The organism is Pseudomonas sp. Xaverov 259 (assembly GCF_019352915.1).
In the GTDB taxonomy this organism is placed as follows: domain Bacteria; phylum Pseudomonadota; class Gammaproteobacteria; order Pseudomonadales; family Pseudomonadaceae; genus Aquipseudomonas.
On the sequence record NZ_JAAAFV010000034.1, the window covers coordinates 60854 to 77021 of the forward strand.

At 61.6% G+C, this 16168-nt stretch carries 14 protein-coding genes; 8 read left to right on the forward strand and 6 right to left on the reverse strand.

What is annotated here, in order from left to right; all coding sequences use genetic code 11:
- Positions 1-65: 65 nt before the first annotated feature.
- From K0H48_RS16345 to K0H48_RS16355, 3 genes are all read left to right on the forward strand, one after another.
- On the forward strand, positions 66-632 hold the full coding sequence (locus K0H48_RS16345) for a TetR/AcrR family transcriptional regulator (protein WP_219268261.1): 567 nt from the start codon (positions 66-68) through the stop codon (positions 630-632).
- 13 nt (positions 633-645) lie between these two features.
- Positions 646-1065 carry an N-acetyltransferase gene (locus K0H48_RS16350; protein ID WP_219268262.1) on the forward strand — a complete coding sequence of 140 codons (420 nt, stop codon included), beginning with the start codon at positions 646-648 and terminating at the stop codon, positions 1063-1065.
- A gap of 63 nt (positions 1066-1128) precedes the next feature.
- Complete coding sequence (locus tag K0H48_RS16355; protein WP_219268263.1) at positions 1129-2022, forward strand: AraC family transcriptional regulator; 894 nt, start codon at positions 1129-1131, stop codon at positions 2020-2022.
- Here K0H48_RS16355 and K0H48_RS16360 read toward each other — a convergent pair.
- Together K0H48_RS16360 and K0H48_RS16365 are read right to left on the reverse strand one after the other, a co-directional pair.
- On the reverse strand, positions 1964-2551 hold the full coding sequence (locus tag K0H48_RS16360) for a LysE family translocator (protein WP_219268264.1): 588 nt from the start codon (positions 2549-2551) through the stop codon (positions 1964-1966). The two genes, K0H48_RS16355 and K0H48_RS16360, sit on opposite strands and share 59 nt — an antisense overlap.
- 341 nt (positions 2552-2892) lie before the next feature.
- Positions 2893-3327 carry a helix-turn-helix domain-containing protein gene (locus K0H48_RS16365; protein ID WP_219268265.1) on the reverse strand — a complete coding sequence of 145 codons (435 nt, stop codon included), beginning with the start codon at positions 3325-3327 and terminating at the stop codon, positions 2893-2895.
- A 107-nt stretch (positions 3328-3434) separates the two neighbouring features.
- On the opposite strand from K0H48_RS16365, the gene K0H48_RS16370 reads away from it, so the two are divergent.
- The gene (locus tag K0H48_RS16370) at positions 3435-4133 is read left to right on the forward strand and encodes an SDR family oxidoreductase (protein WP_017139685.1); all 699 of its coding nucleotides are present in this window, start codon (positions 3435-3437) and stop codon (positions 4131-4133) included.
- Positions 4134-4323: 190 nt separating this feature from the next.
- Here K0H48_RS16370 and K0H48_RS16375 read toward each other — a convergent pair whose 3' ends face one another.
- The 3 genes from K0H48_RS16375 to K0H48_RS16385 form a co-directional block, all read right to left on the reverse strand.
- The gene (locus K0H48_RS16375; protein WP_219268266.1) at positions 4324-5769 is read right to left on the reverse strand and encodes a mechanosensitive ion channel domain-containing protein; all 1446 of its coding nucleotides are present in this window, start codon (positions 5767-5769) and stop codon (positions 4324-4326) included.
- A 212-nt stretch (positions 5770-5981) separates the two neighbouring features.
- Positions 5982-6608: an isochorismate family cysteine hydrolase YcaC gene (ycaC, locus tag K0H48_RS16380; protein ID WP_138815658.1), complete on the reverse strand. Its 627-nt coding sequence runs from the start codon at positions 6606-6608 to the stop codon at positions 5982-5984.
- Positions 6609-6692: 84 nt separating this feature from the next.
- Entirely contained in the window at positions 6693-7559 is an 867-nt protein-coding gene (locus K0H48_RS16385; RefSeq protein WP_219268267.1) for a pirin family protein, read from the reverse strand.
- A 109-nt stretch (positions 7560-7668) separates the two neighbouring features.
- On the opposite strand from K0H48_RS16385, the gene K0H48_RS16390 reads away from it, so the two are divergent.
- The gene (locus K0H48_RS16390; RefSeq protein WP_219268268.1) at positions 7669-8574 is read left to right on the forward strand and encodes a LysR family transcriptional regulator; all 906 of its coding nucleotides are present in this window, start codon (positions 7669-7671) and stop codon (positions 8572-8574) included.
- Positions 8575-8695: 121 nt separating this feature from the next.
- Here K0H48_RS16390 and K0H48_RS16395 read toward each other — a convergent pair whose 3' ends face one another.
- Positions 8696-9898, reverse strand: a complete 1203-nt coding sequence (locus tag K0H48_RS16395; RefSeq protein WP_219268269.1) for a multidrug effflux MFS transporter — start codon at positions 9896-9898, stop codon at positions 8696-8698.
- Between the two features lie 101 nt (positions 9899-9999).
- On the opposite strand from K0H48_RS16395, the gene K0H48_RS16400 reads away from it, so the two are divergent.
- The 3 genes from K0H48_RS16400 to K0H48_RS16410 form a co-directional block, all read left to right on the forward strand.
- The gene (locus K0H48_RS16400) at positions 10000-11106 is read left to right on the forward strand and encodes an efflux RND transporter periplasmic adaptor subunit (RefSeq protein WP_219268270.1); all 1107 of its coding nucleotides are present in this window, start codon (positions 10000-10002) and stop codon (positions 11104-11106) included.
- A 2-nt stretch (positions 11107-11108) separates the two neighbouring features.
- Positions 11109-14192: an efflux RND transporter permease subunit gene (locus tag K0H48_RS16405; protein WP_219268271.1), complete on the forward strand. Its 3084-nt coding sequence runs from the start codon at positions 11109-11111 to the stop codon at positions 14190-14192.
- A gap of 146 nt (positions 14193-14338) precedes the next feature.
- The coding region (locus tag K0H48_RS16410; RefSeq protein ID WP_257627003.1) for a DUF6531 domain-containing protein at positions 14339-16168 on the forward strand (1830 nt) is incomplete at its 3' end.

The following is a 16168-nucleotide window of genomic DNA, read 5'->3' on the forward strand; positions in this document are numbered from 1 at the left end:
TATCGCTAGATACCGATTAGTATCATGCGATACTCATGGGTATCGCTGTCAAGCGGAGATTCTGCATGCGTGTGCAACAAGCCCCTCAACTGCCGCCCCGGGAGCGAATTGTCGAGGCCGCGCAAAGCCTGTTTGCGCAGCAGGGCATCACCCGTGTGAGCGTGGATGCGATTGCCGCGCTGGCCGCCTCGACCAAGATGACGGTGTACCGGCATTTCGAAAACAAAGACGCGCTGGTGCTGGAATGGCTGCAACGCCTGACCGAAAGCTACAGCGAGGTGCTCGACAGCCTCGCGCAGCAATACCCCGACGCGCCCCGCGAGCAGTTGCTGGGCTTTACCGGGTTTATCGTGGATGACCTGCAACGCGCGGGTTATCGCGGCTGCCCGTTTACCAACAGCCTGGCCGAAATCCCCGAGCCGGATCACCCGGCACGCCAATTGATCGAGGCGCACAAGCAGCGCCAATTTGCGCGGGTCGCTACGCTGTGTGAGCAATTGGGCGCGCAAGCACCGCAAGCATTGGCGCAGGAGCTGTCTCTGCTGATGGAAGGCGCGCAGGTGGTGGCGCAAAACAAGGGGTTTGATCAAGTGGGTGAGCGGCTGCTGCACATGGTGCGCCAGCGGCTTTGAGGAGCGGGAACGCATGAGCATGATTGAAGTCAGCGACCAACCCAACCCCGACGCCGAGCGCCTGCTGGGCGATGGCCTTGCCGCGTTCAATGAGACCGTTACTGGCGGCAATGATCGTCGGCCGTTGATGGTGTTGCTCAAAGACCCGGACACCCAGCAGGTCCTGGGTGGCATCACGGGCAAAACCACCCTGGGCATGGCCTTCCTCGACCTGTTTCACTTGCCCGACTCGCTGCGCGGCTCAGGTCTGGGCAGCCAATTGCTGCAGGCCTTCGAAGAAGAAGCACGGCGCCGGGGTTGCCGGAATGCGGTGCTGTACACCTTAAGCTTCCAGGCGCCGGGTTTTTACGAGAAACAGGGTTGGGTGCGGTTTGGTGAAATACCCTGCCAGCCCGAAGGCAGCAGCCGGGTGTTTTTGTCCAAACAGCTTTGAAGCTGACGACCCCGGCGCTCTGTGCAATGATCGCACTTCGTCTCAAGGGATGGAGCCACCGCCATGTCGCTGAACACCCCGCCTCACCCTGCACACGCGCCGCGCTTCTGGCGTGATGAGCGCTTGCCGTTTATCGAGGCGCGCACCATCGCCGACGGGCGCAAGGTCACTTACACCCGTCACGCCCACGAGCACTTTTCCATCGGCGCCATCACCAGCGGGTGCAGTTATTACCACTATGGCGCGCAGACCTTCGAGATCAGCGCCGGCACGGTGGTGTTGATGAACCCCGGCGATGTGCATGCCTGCAACCCGATCCACGACCAGCATTGGTCGTATCACATGCTTTACCTCGACACACCGTGGCTCACGGACCTGCAATACCAGCTGGGTTTCAGCACCGAGCAGGGTTATCGGCCGTTCAATACCCCGCACACCCGCGACCCGCTGTTGTACAACGGCTTGATCGAGCTGTACGGGATTTTGCTGGATGAGCAGGCCGAGCTGCTGCAAAAACAGAGTGCGCTGGTGAGTTATTTCACCGAGGTGCAGCAGCGCCTGAACCCGTCGCTGACGCCGCTGCGTGAGGTCAATCACAAGCTGGAGCGCGCCGCCGAGTACATCCGTGCGCACTGCACCGAAGCGTTGAAGCTGGAAGATATTTGCCTGGCGGCCGAGTTGTCGCCGTCGTACCTGATTCGTGCGTTCAAGCAGTATTACGGGCTCACGCCCCATGCGTTTCTGGTCAACCGGCGCATTCAGTTTGCCCGCACGCAATTGCGCAATGGCGAGCTGATCGCCGATGTGGCCCTGGCCGCAGGCTTTGCCGACCAGGCGCATTTTCAGCGCACCTTCAAACTGCATTTCGCCGCCACGCCGGGGCAGTACCGCGACTTGCTCAAGCCATCAGCAAATAACCCACACTGGCCACCAGCAACGCGGCCATTGAGCGGTTGAACAGGCGCACGCCTTGCGGGTTGCTCAGGTAGCGTCGCAAGAAGGTTCCGGCGTAGGCCCAGCACGCCACCGACAGGTAGCAGATCACCAAATACAGCGCCGCAAATAACCACACTTGGCGCGCATCGCCATCGGCCACAAACAAGCCCATACCCGCCACGCAGGCCAGCCAGGCCTTGGGGTTGAGCCATTGCATGATCGCGCCGTAAAGCATTGATGGCGCGGTGGCAGTGCCTTCGGCGTCAAGCCGGCCATCATCGGCCGCGAGTTTCCAGGCCATGTACAGCAAAAAGGCGACCCCGCCCCATTGGATCAACTGGGTGAGAATCGGCCAGCGCACCAGCACTTCATGCAGGCCCAGGCCGATCAGCACCAGCAGCAAGGTAAAGCCCACGGCGGCGCCGAATACATGTTTCTGGCTGGCGACAAAACCAAAGCGTGCGCCCGAACTGAGCGCCACCACATTGACCGGGCCGGGGGTGATGGACGTGGCGAGGGCGAAGGCCGCCATGGAAATAATCAGGCTCATTGCAGTTCCTTGTTGTAAGGCCAAGTGACGATGGCCACACGGTAAAGGGCTGAACGACAGCGGTATTGAAGAAAATGCCCCTGAAGCCTTAGAGGCTTTGCCCGAGAGCGTTTTAGGTCGCCATGCACCCTTTGTGGCGAGCCTGCTTATTGTGGCGAGCAGGCTTGCCCTGCGCTGGGTGGAGAAGCCGCCCCAATCCAGGCGGTACGGTGAGTCAGGCAGAAAAAGAGCCGGGGCTGCTGCGCAGCCCAACGCAGGGCAAGCCTGCTCGCCACAACAAGCCTGTTTGTCACAACAAGCCTGTTTGCCATAACAGCCTGCTCGCCACAATGGCCCAGTCGTTATGCGGTTGGCATCTGGGTGACGATGTCTTCCAGACCCAGCACCCGGCCATCCTCGGACACAATCTCAACCTTGCGCAGCGGCTTGAGCAAGCGCGCATCCAGCAAGTGGGTGCTGCCATCAGCCGGCTGCGTGAAGGTTTCGCCCCATTGCGCCAGGGTCACCAGTACCGGCATCAGCGCACGGCCTTTGTCGGTGAGTTGATATTCGCTGCGCGCGCCCACTTCACTGGTTTGCAACAGGCCTTGCTCGACCATGTCCTTGAGGCGCGTGGCGAGGATGTTTTTTGCCACGCCCAGGTGTTTTTGGAAGTCGCCGAAGCGCGTCACCCCGGCGTAGGCATCGCGGATGATCAACAGCGTCCACCAATCCCCCACCACGTCGAGCGCGCGGGCAACCGGGCAACAGTCGCCTTCCAGGCATTTGCGTTTCATCGTCGGGCCTCCGGGCATGTTGAAATATTAGGTTGCATTATAGGACCAACAGGCTCAGGATAAAAACGGTTTCATTATTAAACCTAATTCGTCGCCTGGAGTGCATCATGGATATTCGTGGAAAAGTGGTGTTGGTTACCGGTGCCAATCGTGGCCTGGGCAAAGCGTTTGTCACCGCGCTGCTGGCAGCCGGTGCGGCCAAGGTGTATGCAGGTGCACGCGACCCGGCCAGTGTGGATATCCCCGGCAGCACGCCGATTGCCCTGGACATTACCGACCCGGCCAGCGTGCAGCGCGCCGCCGAGCAGTGCGGCGATGTGAGTGTGCTGATCAACAACGCGGGCTGGCTCAAGTACGGCTCGTTGCTGGCCGAAGACAGCATCGAGAACCTGCAGCAGCACTTTGAGGTGAACACTTTCGGCACCTTGCGCCTGAGCCGCGCGTTTGCGCCGATCCTGGCCAAACAAGGTGGCGGTGCGCTGATCAATATTCTCTCGGTACTGAGCTGGCTGAGCCCGCCCGGCTCCGGCGGCTACAGCACCTCCAAGTCGGCGCAGTGGGGCCTTACCAATGGCTTGCGCGGCGAACTGCGCGAGCAGAATACGTTGGTGATCGGTGTGCACCCGGCCTATATCGACACCGACATGGTGGCCGATGTGCAAGCACCGAAAAGCACGCCGCAGGAAGTGGTTGCCATTACCCTCAAAGCACTGAGTGAAGACCGCGAAGAAGCGTTGATTACCGACATGACCCACGCAGTAAAAGCCTCGCTGTCCACCGACAGCCCGGTGTATCTGAGCCATTGATCAACCAGCAGTGCGCGCCAAACCCGGTGCGCACCTTCCAACTGAAACAACTCAGTCTGAATGTGGGAGCGGGCTTGCTCGCGAAAGCGTAGTGTCAGTCGATGCACAGGTGACTGACCCACCGTATTCGCGAGCAAGCCCGCTCCCACATTCAGATCGCGTTACACCCCGACGATATGGCGTTACGGCCTCACAACCCGCGATTACGCAGCCATTGCAAAAAGCCCTTCTTGACCGGCACCACCGGCGCGTCCTGGGTCAGGGCTTGGGCGGCGTGTACGCGGAAATCCAACAGCGCTTTCATCGCTTCACTGATGTCGTGGCGCGCGTCCAGGCAGGGTTTGAGGTATTCATTCTCGATGCGGTACAGCGTGCAGAAGGTCTTGGCGGTGAAGTCCGCCAGCGTCGCTTGATCGGACAAAATCCCCGACTCGCCAATCACCTCGCCCGGCCCCATGCGCCCGGCTTCGAACTTGTGGCCATCCTTGATCAACATCACCGAGACCACGCCGGATTCGACGATAAACAAATGGTCGCTGACCTCCCCCGCTGGCAGGATCATCTCGCCGGCGCGGTAGGTGTGCAGGGTCATGTTCTGGCTGAAGGTGTCTTTTTCTTCCTGGCGCAGCGTGGAGAATATCGACGAACGCTCCAGCAATGCCCGTGCCTGGGACATCACCGGCGGCGCGCTGCTTTCGGTGGCCGACAGCACACCCACGCCCGCCGCTTGCAGGTGACGGAATGCCAAATCGTAAAGCTGGTTACGCACTTCACGCTTTTGGCCCATGGCCGGCACGAACCCGCTGATCTCGTATTCCACGCCGCCACTGGCCGAAGTCTTGAACGCCACGCTGGGCGCCGGTTTGGCCAGTAATGGCCGGCAGCCTTGCATCGCGCGCTCCAGCGCTTCGATCACGGTTTGCGGCCGCGCGTGCGGGCTGACTTGCAGGCTGACCGCCAGGCCAAACATGTCCGCCGGGCGTGAGAAGTTGATGATCTTGGCCTTGGCTGCCAGGGAGTTAGGGATTACCGCCATGCTGCCCTGGGAGGTTTGCAGGCGCGTGGCGCGCCAGTCGATGTCGGTGACGCGCCCTTCGGTGCCGTCAATGGAGATCCAGTCATCCACCTGATACGGCTTGGTGGTGTTGAGCACGATCCCGGAAAACACGTCGCTCAAGGTGCTTTGCAAGGCCAGGCCGACGATGATCGCCACCGCGCCGGAGGTGGCGAGCACGCCCTTGACCGGCAGGTCGAGCACATAGGCCATGGCGGCGATGATGGCGATCAAAAAAATCACCGCGCCCAGCAGGTCTTGCAACAAGCGTCCGCCGTGCCCTACCCGGTTCATCATCACGGTGCCGAGCAACACCGTGAGGGTCCGCGCGGCAAACAGCCACCAGCCGATCTGCAACGCCGTGGCGGCCAGGTGCAAGGCGGTGTTGTCACCATAGGGCGCGAGCTGCATGGGGTTCATGCCGTCGTTGAACAGCACGGCGCTGAACACCGCAAAGATCGCCAGGCGCGCCGCCAGTTTCCAGTTGGCGAGGTTGACGGAAATAAGCCGCCACACGGCGATGTCGATAAAGATCAGCGCCACGGCGCACAGCATCGGGTGATCAGCGATAAATGAGGGCATCCAGGCGACTCCAGGGTGTATGGCGAGAAGATCGCATGAATCGGCAATACTGAATAACAAAATGTGGGAACAGGCTTTGTGTGGGAGCTGGCTTGCCTGCGATGCGGACACCTCGGTATGACTGATGAACCGAGGTGATGCCATCGCAGGCAAGCCAGCTCCCACACAAGCCCGCTCCCACAGGGGTTATGTAGCAATCTTGAGGTCTGCGTTTATTTGGCGCCAGTCAGCGCGTTATAGCTGGTGAACAGGTTGCGATAGTCCGGGATATGGTTGGCAAACAAAGTGCCCAGGCCTTCGATGTCGTTGCGCCAGTCGCGGTGCAGCTCACAGGCCAGGCCGAACCAGGTCATCAGTTGCGCGCCATTGGCCGACATGCGGTCCCAGGCCGAATGGCGGGTGATCTCGTTGAAGGTGCCGGATGCATCCGTCACCACAAACACCTCAAACCCTTCCGCCAGAGCCGACAGCGCCGGGAACGCCACGCAAACCTCGGTCACTACGCCGGCAATGATCAGTTGTTTCTTGCCGGTGGCCTTGATCGCCTTGACGAAATCTTCGTTGTCCCAGGCGTTGATCTGGCCAGGGCGCGCAATGTACGGCGCGTCCGGGAACAGTGCCTTCAGCTCCGGCACCAGCGGGCCGTTGGGGCCGGTTTCGAAGCTGGTGGTGAGGATGGTCGGCAGCTTGAAGTACTTGGCCAGGTCGGCCAGGGCCAGCACGTTGTTCTTGAACTTGTCCGGTTCGATATCGCGCACCAGAGACAGCAGGCCAGCCTGATGATCAACCAGCAGAACGGCGGCGTTGTCCTTGTCCAGACGCTTGTAGGGAGTAGTCATGAGTGCTTCCTCTTTTCCATGGGCGACAGCCATCCTTGGCCGGTAAACCGGCCTGGCCATCTGGGTTGGGTGTTGCGGGGTGAATCAGTGATGCATCTGGCCGAACTGGCCGGATTGGAAGTCGGCAAAGGCCTGGTGGATCTCTTGCTCGGTGTTCATCACGAACGGGCCGTGGCCGACGATGGGTTCGTCGATGGGTTCACCGCTGAGCAACAGGAACATCGCCTCGTTGTTGGACTCCAGGGCGAGTTGATCGCCGTCGCGTTCGAACAATGCAAGCTGCCCTTCGCGCACCAGTTCCTGGCCATTGACCTGCACCGTGCCTTTGAGCACCACCAGCGCGGTGTTGCGCCCGGCGTGCAGGTCGAGGGTCACGGCCTTGCCAGCGTTGAGGCGCACATCCCACACGTCGATCGGCGTGAAGGTGCGGGCCGGGCCTTGTTTGCCGGCAAACTCCCCGGCAATCAGGCGCAGGCTGCCGGCGTTATCGGCCAGGGGCAGCGCCGGGATATCGCCGTCGAGGATGGTCTGGTAACCGGCGTCGGTCATTTTGTCCTTGGCCGGCAGGTTGACCCACAACTGCACCATTTCCAGCGCGCCGCCTTTTTGGGCAAACGCTTCGGAGTGGAACTCCTCATGCAGGATGCCTTTGGCCGCAGTCATCCATTGCACATCGCCTGGGCCAATGGTGCCGCCAGCGCCGGTGGAATCGCGGTGCTCGACTTCGCCTTTGTAGACGATGGTCACGGTTTCAAAGCCGCGATGCGGGTGCTGCCCTACGCCACGACGTGCTTGAGTCGGGGTGAAATCCGCCGGGCCGGCGTGGTCCAGCAACAGGAACGGGCTGATGTGTTTGCCCATGGTGTCGTAGGAAAACAGCGTGCGAACCGGAAAGCCGTCGCCTACCCAATGGCTGCGTGGGCTGGTGTAGATACCGATGATGTTTTTCATGGCGTTTCTCCAAAGGCGTGAAAGCAGTGCATGAACACAGCTTAAATCCGCTACCTTTACCGCGCTAGACGGCAAAAATAACCCTTAGCGTTCTATTTGGAGAACGATAGTGGAAGACCTCAACACCCTCTATTACTTCACCCAAGTGGTCGAGCATCGTGGTTTTGCCGCGGCTGGCCGCGCGCTGGACATGCCCAAGTCGAAGCTGAGCCGGCGTATCAGCCAGCTTGAAGAGCGCCTGGGCGTGCGCCTGATCAACCGCACCAGCCGGCATTGCTCGCTCACCGAAATCGGCCAGGTCTATTACCAGCGCTGCCTGGCCATGCGGGTGGAGGCCGAAGCCGCTGCCGAAGTGATCGAGCGCAACCGTTCCGAGCCCCAGGGCATTGTGCGCTTGAGCTGCCCCACCGCCCTGCTCAACTCCTGGGTCGGGCCGATGCTGACCCGCTATATGCTCAAATACCCGTTGGTGGAGTTGCACCTGGAGAGCACCAACCGGCGTGTGGATGTGATTCACGAAGGCTTTGACATTGCCCTGCGCATTCGCTTTCCGCCCTTGGAAGACACCGATCTGGTGATGAAGGTACTCGGCAACAGCACGCAGTGCCTGGTGGGCAACCCGGCGTTTGTGGCGCGCCTGTCCAGCCCGCCATTGCCGGCGGATTTGAACGGTTTGCCGAGCGTGTATTGGGGTTCGGCGCAGCGCGAATATCAGTGGGAGTTGTTTGGCGAGAACGGTGCCAGTGCGGTGATCCGGCATTTCCCACGGATGATCACCGATGACCTGTTGGCGTTGCGCCACGCGGTGTGTGCCGGGGTGGGGATTGCGCACCTACCGAGTGTGGTGGTGCGCGAAGACATTGCCGCCGGGCGGCTGGTCGACTTGATCCCCGGGTGGTCACCGAGGACCGGGATCGTGCATGCGATTTTCCCGTCGCGCCGTGGGCTGTTGCCGTCGGTGCGGACGTTGATTGATTTTCTCGGCGAGGAATTCGCACACAGCGACATGGCCTGACCGCTGATCGTTCCCACGCTCTGCGTGGGAATGCATCCAGTGACGCTCTGCGTCACGACTACCAGAACGGGACGCGGAGCGTCCGGGGCGGCATTCCCACGCAGAGCGTGGGAACGATCACCTACGCCGCTGCCAGCACCGCCCGGCGCTGGCGCAGCAGGTGGAATGCCACAAACGCTAAAACCGCAAAGCTCGCCTGGATCATGATCATCGGCGTGGCACTGCCATCGCGCAGATGGCTCAGCAACAGGCCACTGCACGTCGCGCCAAACATCTGCGAAAAGCCCATCAACCCCGCCGCCAACCCCGCACGATGGGCGTTGGGCATCACCCCGCCTGTCACCGAACCCGGCAACACCAGACCGCCGCCGAGGGTGACCAATGCCACCGGAATATCCAGGCCCAGCGCCGACAGGCCGAACAGCTCATAAATCACCACCGCCGAAATGCCGCCGACGGCGACCAACGTCACGCCCATCGACACAATCCGTTGCGGCCCCAGGCGCAGGATATTGCGTCGAGTGTAGGTGGAGCCCACGATCAGCATCGACACGATCAGGCCAAAATTAAGCCCGTACTCAAGACTGCTGAACCCCAGCAAGTTGATAAACACCGCTGATGAACCGGCGATCACCGCAAACATGGCGCCGTAGGTGCAGGCCAGCGCAACCGCATACGCACGGTATTGGCGGCCCTTGAGCAGATCCAGGTATTGCCCGCCGAGGGTGCGCCAATGCCCGGCCTTGGGGTCCAGAAAGTGATTGCTCTCGCGAAAGAACAGCAGCGCCAACACCAGCACCACGCTGCCGATCACCAGCGCCAGCAGGATCGGCGCCTGCCAGCCCAGTAGTTTGATCAGCAGGCCACCGATCATCGGCGCCACGACGATGGCGTAGAGCATGCCGATCATGGTCAACGCCAGCGCCGGCCCCGCTTCGGCCTTCCACACATCACGCACCACCGTGCGCGCCAACACCAACGCGGCGCAGGCGCCTAGGCCTTGCAGCACGCGGGCGGCGATGAACTGTTGAATGTCGCTGACCAACAGCATCGACAAGGTGGCCAGCACATACAGCGCCAACCCGCCCAGCAACACGGGACGGCGGCCGATGCGGTCCGACAGCGGCCCGAACAGCAACTGCCCAAGGCCAAAGGCCGCGACAAATGCCGACAACGCCATCAACGCCGAACCGGCTGGCGCCGCCAGCGCCTGCTCAATAGCGCCAAGGCCGGGGATAAGCAATTGGGTCGAGACTTCACCGAGCGCGGTGAGCGCCACCAGTAAAAACAACAGGCTTCGCGACGGGGCCGGGGCGTTCGACATTGGAGATATCCGGGGGCTGGATTAATTTATATTTCGACCATAATATGAGTAAAAAATTATGTCCATAATTTTTTGTCCATTGGCCACCCCTGGAGCCCGTCATGCACCCTCTTCCCCTGCGTCTTCTCACGCCCCTGGCTTTATTGATCCTCCTCGGCGGTTGCAACAGCAAGGCCGACACCGCCGCCGAAGTGCCCCTGCCGCGTCCCGTTCTGGCCGCCAAGGTAGAAGCCGCCGGCACCCAGCAAAGCGCCTACACCGGCGTGGTCGCGGCGCGCACCGAAAGCGATTTGGGCTTCCGGGTCAGCGGCAAAGTCATTGAGCGCAAGGTCGACCCCGGCCAGCACGTCACCCGTGGTGACACCCTGTTGGTGCTGGACATCGGCGACTTCGAACTGGCCCTGCGGTCGGCCAAAAACCGCGTCAACGCTGCCCAGGCGCAGTTGCGCCAGCGCCGAGATGACGAGAGCCGCTACCAGCGCCTGGCCAGTACTGGCGCCGTGTCGCGGCAGATCTTCGACCAGTCGGCGACCAACCTGCGCGTGGCCGAAGCCGAGTTAGCCTCGGCGCAATCGGATGCCAGCCAGATTGAAAACCGCCGTACTTACTCGGTGCTCAAGGCCGACGGCGACGGCATCATCACCGATGTGCGCGTGGATCGCGGCCAGGTGGTCGCCGAAGGCCAGATCGTGGCGCGCCTGGCCCATGACGGCGCCCGCGAAGCCATCGTCAACCTGCCGGAAAACCAGCGTGACCAAGCCGCGCAAAAAGCCCTGGCCTTCCCGTTCGGCGCACCGGACCAGGCCGTCACCGCCACCCTGCGCGAGCTGTCGGCGAGTGCCGACCCCACCACCCGCACCTACCGCGCACGCTACGTGCTGCATGGCGCCGTCGACCGTTTCGCCCTCGGCTCGACCATCACCGTGCGCCTGCAAGGCAACGGCCAGGCCCAGCAAACCAGCGTGCCCATCGGCGCGTTGCAGGATGCGGGGCAAGGTACCGGCGTGTGGGTGATCGGCACGGACGACAAGGTCAGCTTCGCCCCCGTCAACGTGGCCAGCCTTGGCCAGGAAGACGCCCTGCTCGACAGCGGCGTAACCCCCGGCCAAATCGTCGTCGCCCTCGGCGCGCACCTGCTGCACAACGGCGACGCGGTACGCCTGCTGCCCGCGCAAGTGCTGGCCCTCAACCGTAAACAGGACCACTGAGCATGCGCGGCATCAACCTCTCCGAACTGGCGGTCAAACACCGCGCCGTCACGCTGTTTCTGATCATTGCGATCCTCGCCGCCGGGATCTTCTCGTTCGGCAAGCTGGGGCGCGCCGAAGACCCGTCGTTTACCGTCAAGGTCATGACCATCACCGCCGCTTGGCCCGGCGCCACCGCGCAGGAGATGCAAGAACAAGTCGCCGACCGCCTGGAAAAACGCCTGCAGGAACTGGACTACTACGACCGCGTAGAGACCATCGCCCAGCCCGGTTTTGTGTCGATGCGCATGACCTACAAGGAGTCCACGCGCCCCAGCGAGATCCAGGACCTGTTCTACCAGACCCGCAAAAAGCTCAGCGACGAAGCGGCGAAGCTGCCCAAAGGCGTGATCGGGCCATTCTTCAATGACGAATATTCCGATGTGTATTTCGCCCTGTATGCGCTGGAAGCCGAGCATCTGCCCCATCGCCAGCAAGTGCAGATGGCTGAAGACCTGCGCCAGGGCTTGCTCAACCTGCCGGGCGTGAAGAAGGTCAATATCCTCGGCGAGCAGGCGCAGCGAATTTTTGTCGAGTTCTCTTATGAGCGCCTGGCCACGCTGGGCATCAAGCCCGACCAGATCTTCGCCGCCCTCGCCGCGCAAAACGCCGTGGCGCCGTCGGGTTTTGTCGAAACCGCCGGTGCCCGCGCCTATATCCGCATCGACGGCGCCTTCGACAGCCTGGCGCTGATCGAAAACGTACCGCTGGAAGTCAACGGCCGCGTGTTGCGCATTGCCGATGTGGCCAGCGTGAGCCGTGGTTATGAAGACCCGCCCAGCTACCGCATCCGCCATCAGGGCGACCCGGCGCTGATGCTTGGCGTGATCATGGAGAAACACTGGAACGGCCTGGAACTGGACAAAAGCCTCAAGGCCCAGGAAGCCAGGATCCAGGCGGACCTGCCGCTGGGGGTGAACTTCGCCAAGGTCTCCGACCAGGCGAAAAACATCAGCCTGGCGGTGAATGAATTCATGCTCAAATTCTTCGTCGCCCTGGCCGTGGTGATGGTGATCAGCCTGTTGGCCCTGGGCTTTCGCGTCGGGCTGGTGGTGGCCGCCGCAGTGCCGCTGACCTTATCCGTAGTGTTTGTGATCATGCTGCTCACCGGGCGCGAATTTGACCGCATTACCTTGGGCGCGCTGATTATTTCCCTGGGTTTGCTGGTGGACGACGCGATCATCGCCATCGAGATGATGGTGGTAAAACTCGAAGAAGGTTTTGACCGGATTCACGCCGCCACGTTTGCCTGGAGCTCCACTGCGGCGCCGATGCTCACCGGCACGTTGGTGACCATCATCGGCTTTCTGCCGGTGGGGTTTGCGCGCTCCGGCGCCGGGGAATATGCCGGCAATATCTTCTGGATCGTCGGCTTTGCGCTGATTTCATCCTGGCTGGTGGCCGTGGTGTTTACGCCGTACCTGGGCGTGAAGTTGCTGCCGCAGATCAAAGCGGTGCCGGGCGGCCATGACGCGATTTACGCCGGGCGTTATTACCAGAAACTGCGCAGCCTGGTTCAAGCCTGCGTGCGCCAACGCTGGCTTGTCACTGGCCTGGTGGTCGGCGCCTTTGTGCTGTGCGTGCTGGGCATGGGCGTGGTGAAGAAGCAGTTTTTCCCCAACTCCGACCGTTCCGAGCTGATCCTTGAGGTGTATATGCCGCCCGGCAGCGCCTTCAAAAGCACCGAGGCGGTGGCGGCGCAGCTGGAAAAAGCCTTGCTGCAAGAGCCGCAAACCAGCCTGGTCGACACCTATGTAGGCGGCGGCGCACCACGCTTTTTCCTGTCGCTGAACCCCGAACTGCCCGACCCGGCGTTTGCCAAGCTGATTGTGCAAACCCCGGATTCCCATGCCCGCGATGCACTGAAACTGCGCATGCGTGAACGCATTGCCGCCGGCGAATTCCCGGCAGCGCGGGTGCGCGTCACACAGTTGCTGTTTGGCCCGCCGGTACCGTTTCCGGTGGTGTTTCGTGTGTCCGGGCCGAACCTGGATGTGCTGCGCGGGGTGTCCGAAGACGTGCGCCGCGTCGTGGCGGCCAACACACTGACCAAGGACGCTTTCCTCGACTGGGGCGAGCGCACCAGTGGCTATCGGCTGGTGCTGGATCAAGACCGCCTGCGCCTGCTGGGCTTCACGCCCAACGAGGTCAAATCGCAGCTCAACGCCTTGCTCAGCGGCAACCCGATCACCGAAGTGCGCGAAGGCAACCGCACCGTGTCGGTGGTCGCGCGCGCCCAGGGCAACCAGCGCGAGAACCTCGGCAACCTCAACAACATGACCCTCACCAACAGCGCCGGCACCTCGGTGCCGCTGGCCCAGGTCGGGCATTTTCAGGCGGTGATGGAAGAGCCGATCCTCAAGCGGCGCAACCGTGCAAGCACCGTGGAAGTGCGCGCCGACATCATCGACGGCGTGCAACCGCCCGACGTGGAAATGGCCGTGTACAAAGACCTGCAACCCTTGATCGCCAAGCTACCCGCCGGTTACCAGATCGACATCGGCGGCCCGGTGGAAGAAAGCGCCAAGGCCAACGTGGCGCTGGCGGCACTGTTCCCGATCATGATTTTACTGACCCTCACGGTGATCATGTTCCAGGTGCGCTCGTTCGGCGTGATGTTCATGGTCTTCGCCACGGCGCCGCTGGGCTTGATTGGCGCGGTACCGACCTTGCTGCTGTTCAACCAGCCGTTCGGCTTTAACGCGATTCTGGGCCTGATCGGGATTGGCGGTATTTTGATGCGCAACACGCTGATTTTTACCGACCAGATCCGCCAGAACCAGGACCATGGCATGGCGGTGCGCGAGGCGATTATCGAAGCCACCGTGCGCCGGGCGCGGCCGGTGATCCTGACCGCATTGGCCGCCGCGTTGGCGTTTATTCCGTTGACGCTGTCGGTGTTCTGGTCGTCCCTGGCCTACGTGCTGATTGGCGGGGTGCTGGTAGGAACCGTGTTAACGCTGCTGTTCCTGCCGGCGCTGTGCAGCCTGGTGCTTGGGCGTGAGCGCACGAAGGCCGTTGAAACTTCCCACGTGAACGCCGGATAAGCTCTACAGAGTTGTCCTGAAAATCTCTGCAAAGTCCTTCGCCTGATCACACAGTGCGAGGGATTGCAGATGGTTTTTCCGACTTACAAGGTTGTCTTTTGATCGCCGCCACCGGCCAGACCATTGGCCTGTTGGTGCTGGCGGCCATGGATTCGAAGACGCGCGACGTCGAGTCCGTGCTTGGCGATTTCCGGCGTTGCCTGAATTCATACGACAGCTGGGCGCAGAGCTTCTTGAGCTTTTCGGCGCTGGATGTCGAGCAGGTGTTCAAGGTCGGCAATGAAGTGGCGCTGGTCGCGCCGATCGACCGCTCGATCATTCCCAGCACTACTGTCGCCACCTGCCAGGCCAACGGCACGTTGACCCTGGTGCATATGTTCCAAAGCGCGCGTTTTGTGCCCATCGGCAATACGCCGGTGGTGCTGCAACGCGTCGATCCCAACGGTGGCCCACTGGGCGAGCCGATCCACAAGACCATCGGCCCCAGCGGCATTCTCGAAATCACCGAGTGTGATCGCAACCAGCAGTACCGGGTCAATTTTTACCCCAATGTTTCCTCCGAACACTTCAAGGCGTTGTACGCCTCCTATCAGTCGGTGATCGCGCCGCTGGAAGGTTGGCTGCGCAGCGAGTGGAGCGGCACGTTTGCACCACTGTGGCAGGACTACTCCGAGGCAAACTTCCTCAAACGTTATCTGTTGCTGGACCAGGCTTACGCCAAGGGGTTTGGCGAGGCGCTGTACTCACTCTGGGACAGCCTCAAGCAGCTGTTTGAGTGGCTTGCACACCCGCTGGACAATGCTGAAAAGCTGCTGAGTTATCTGTCCCAGGCCGAGTTTGAACAGCTGCTGAATGTGAGCGCCGAGGCGCTTGCGAAAGGTCTGTTGGTGCTCAGCGATGAGCCGCTGTTGTTCATCTACCTGTCGGCCATGGTCAGTTGGATGCGGTTGTTGCCGCCCGCGTACATGAACGAGTTGCTGGGTGAGATCAGCGCCGACGTGCTGATCAACCTGATGCTGGCCCTGGCCACGGGCGGTATGGGGATTGCGATACGCATGAGCGCCCAGGTGCTGGGCGGCATCAAGTCTCGGCGTGCGCGTGAGTGGTTGGAGCAACTGGCCGGGCAATTCGGTAAATCTCGCCTGGGTGAGCATGTCGAGGCCGCCAAGCCGATCTTGCTGGGCAGTGGCCAGACGCCGATCAAGACCGTGCCGGTTGCGCCGCTGAAGGCTGGGGATCAGTTGGTTGCCAACCCGGTGCCGGCGGTGCGCGGCAAGACGCAGCAGACCGCGTTGGTGCGCCAGGAACCTGTGGATGATGTGCCGGCTTCGGGCAAGAACCTGAATGGCGATGCTGCATCTGCGTCGGACAAAACCGTTACCAATGGTTGCCCGGTGTCGATGGTTACCGGCGAGGAATTGCTGACACTCACTGATGGCTCGTTGGATGGGGTTTTGCCGTTTGAGTGGACGCGGGTGTATCGCACCAGTGCGGTGGAAGTGGATTGCGGGTTGGGGTTTGGCTGGAGCCATTCGCTCGCGCAGCGGTTAGTGGTTTCGGGTGATTCGGTGGTGTGGACGGATCATGAGAACCGCCGTACCGAGTTTGTGCTGCCTACCGCCGCTCGACCGGCGATTACTAATAGCTTGGCCGAAGCGGCGATCTATTTGGGTGACGTGCCCGATGAACTGGTGCTGGCTCAGGCGTCGCGCTTTTATCACTTCCACGATGGCGTGCTGGTTGCCATCAGCGATGCGTATGACAACCGGTTGCGGGTTTTTCACGATCGTTTGGGGCGGGTTGAGCGGCTGGATAACGGTGTGGGGCGCTCGCTGTTTCTGCGTTATGAGCTGGGCCGCATTGTGGCGGTGGACTATCAGGTTCATCGGGCCAAAGGGCATGAGCCCTTCGAATGGGTGACGGAGCAGAAGGTTGTTTCCTACGCCTATGACGACCTTGGCCGATTGGTTTCTGCG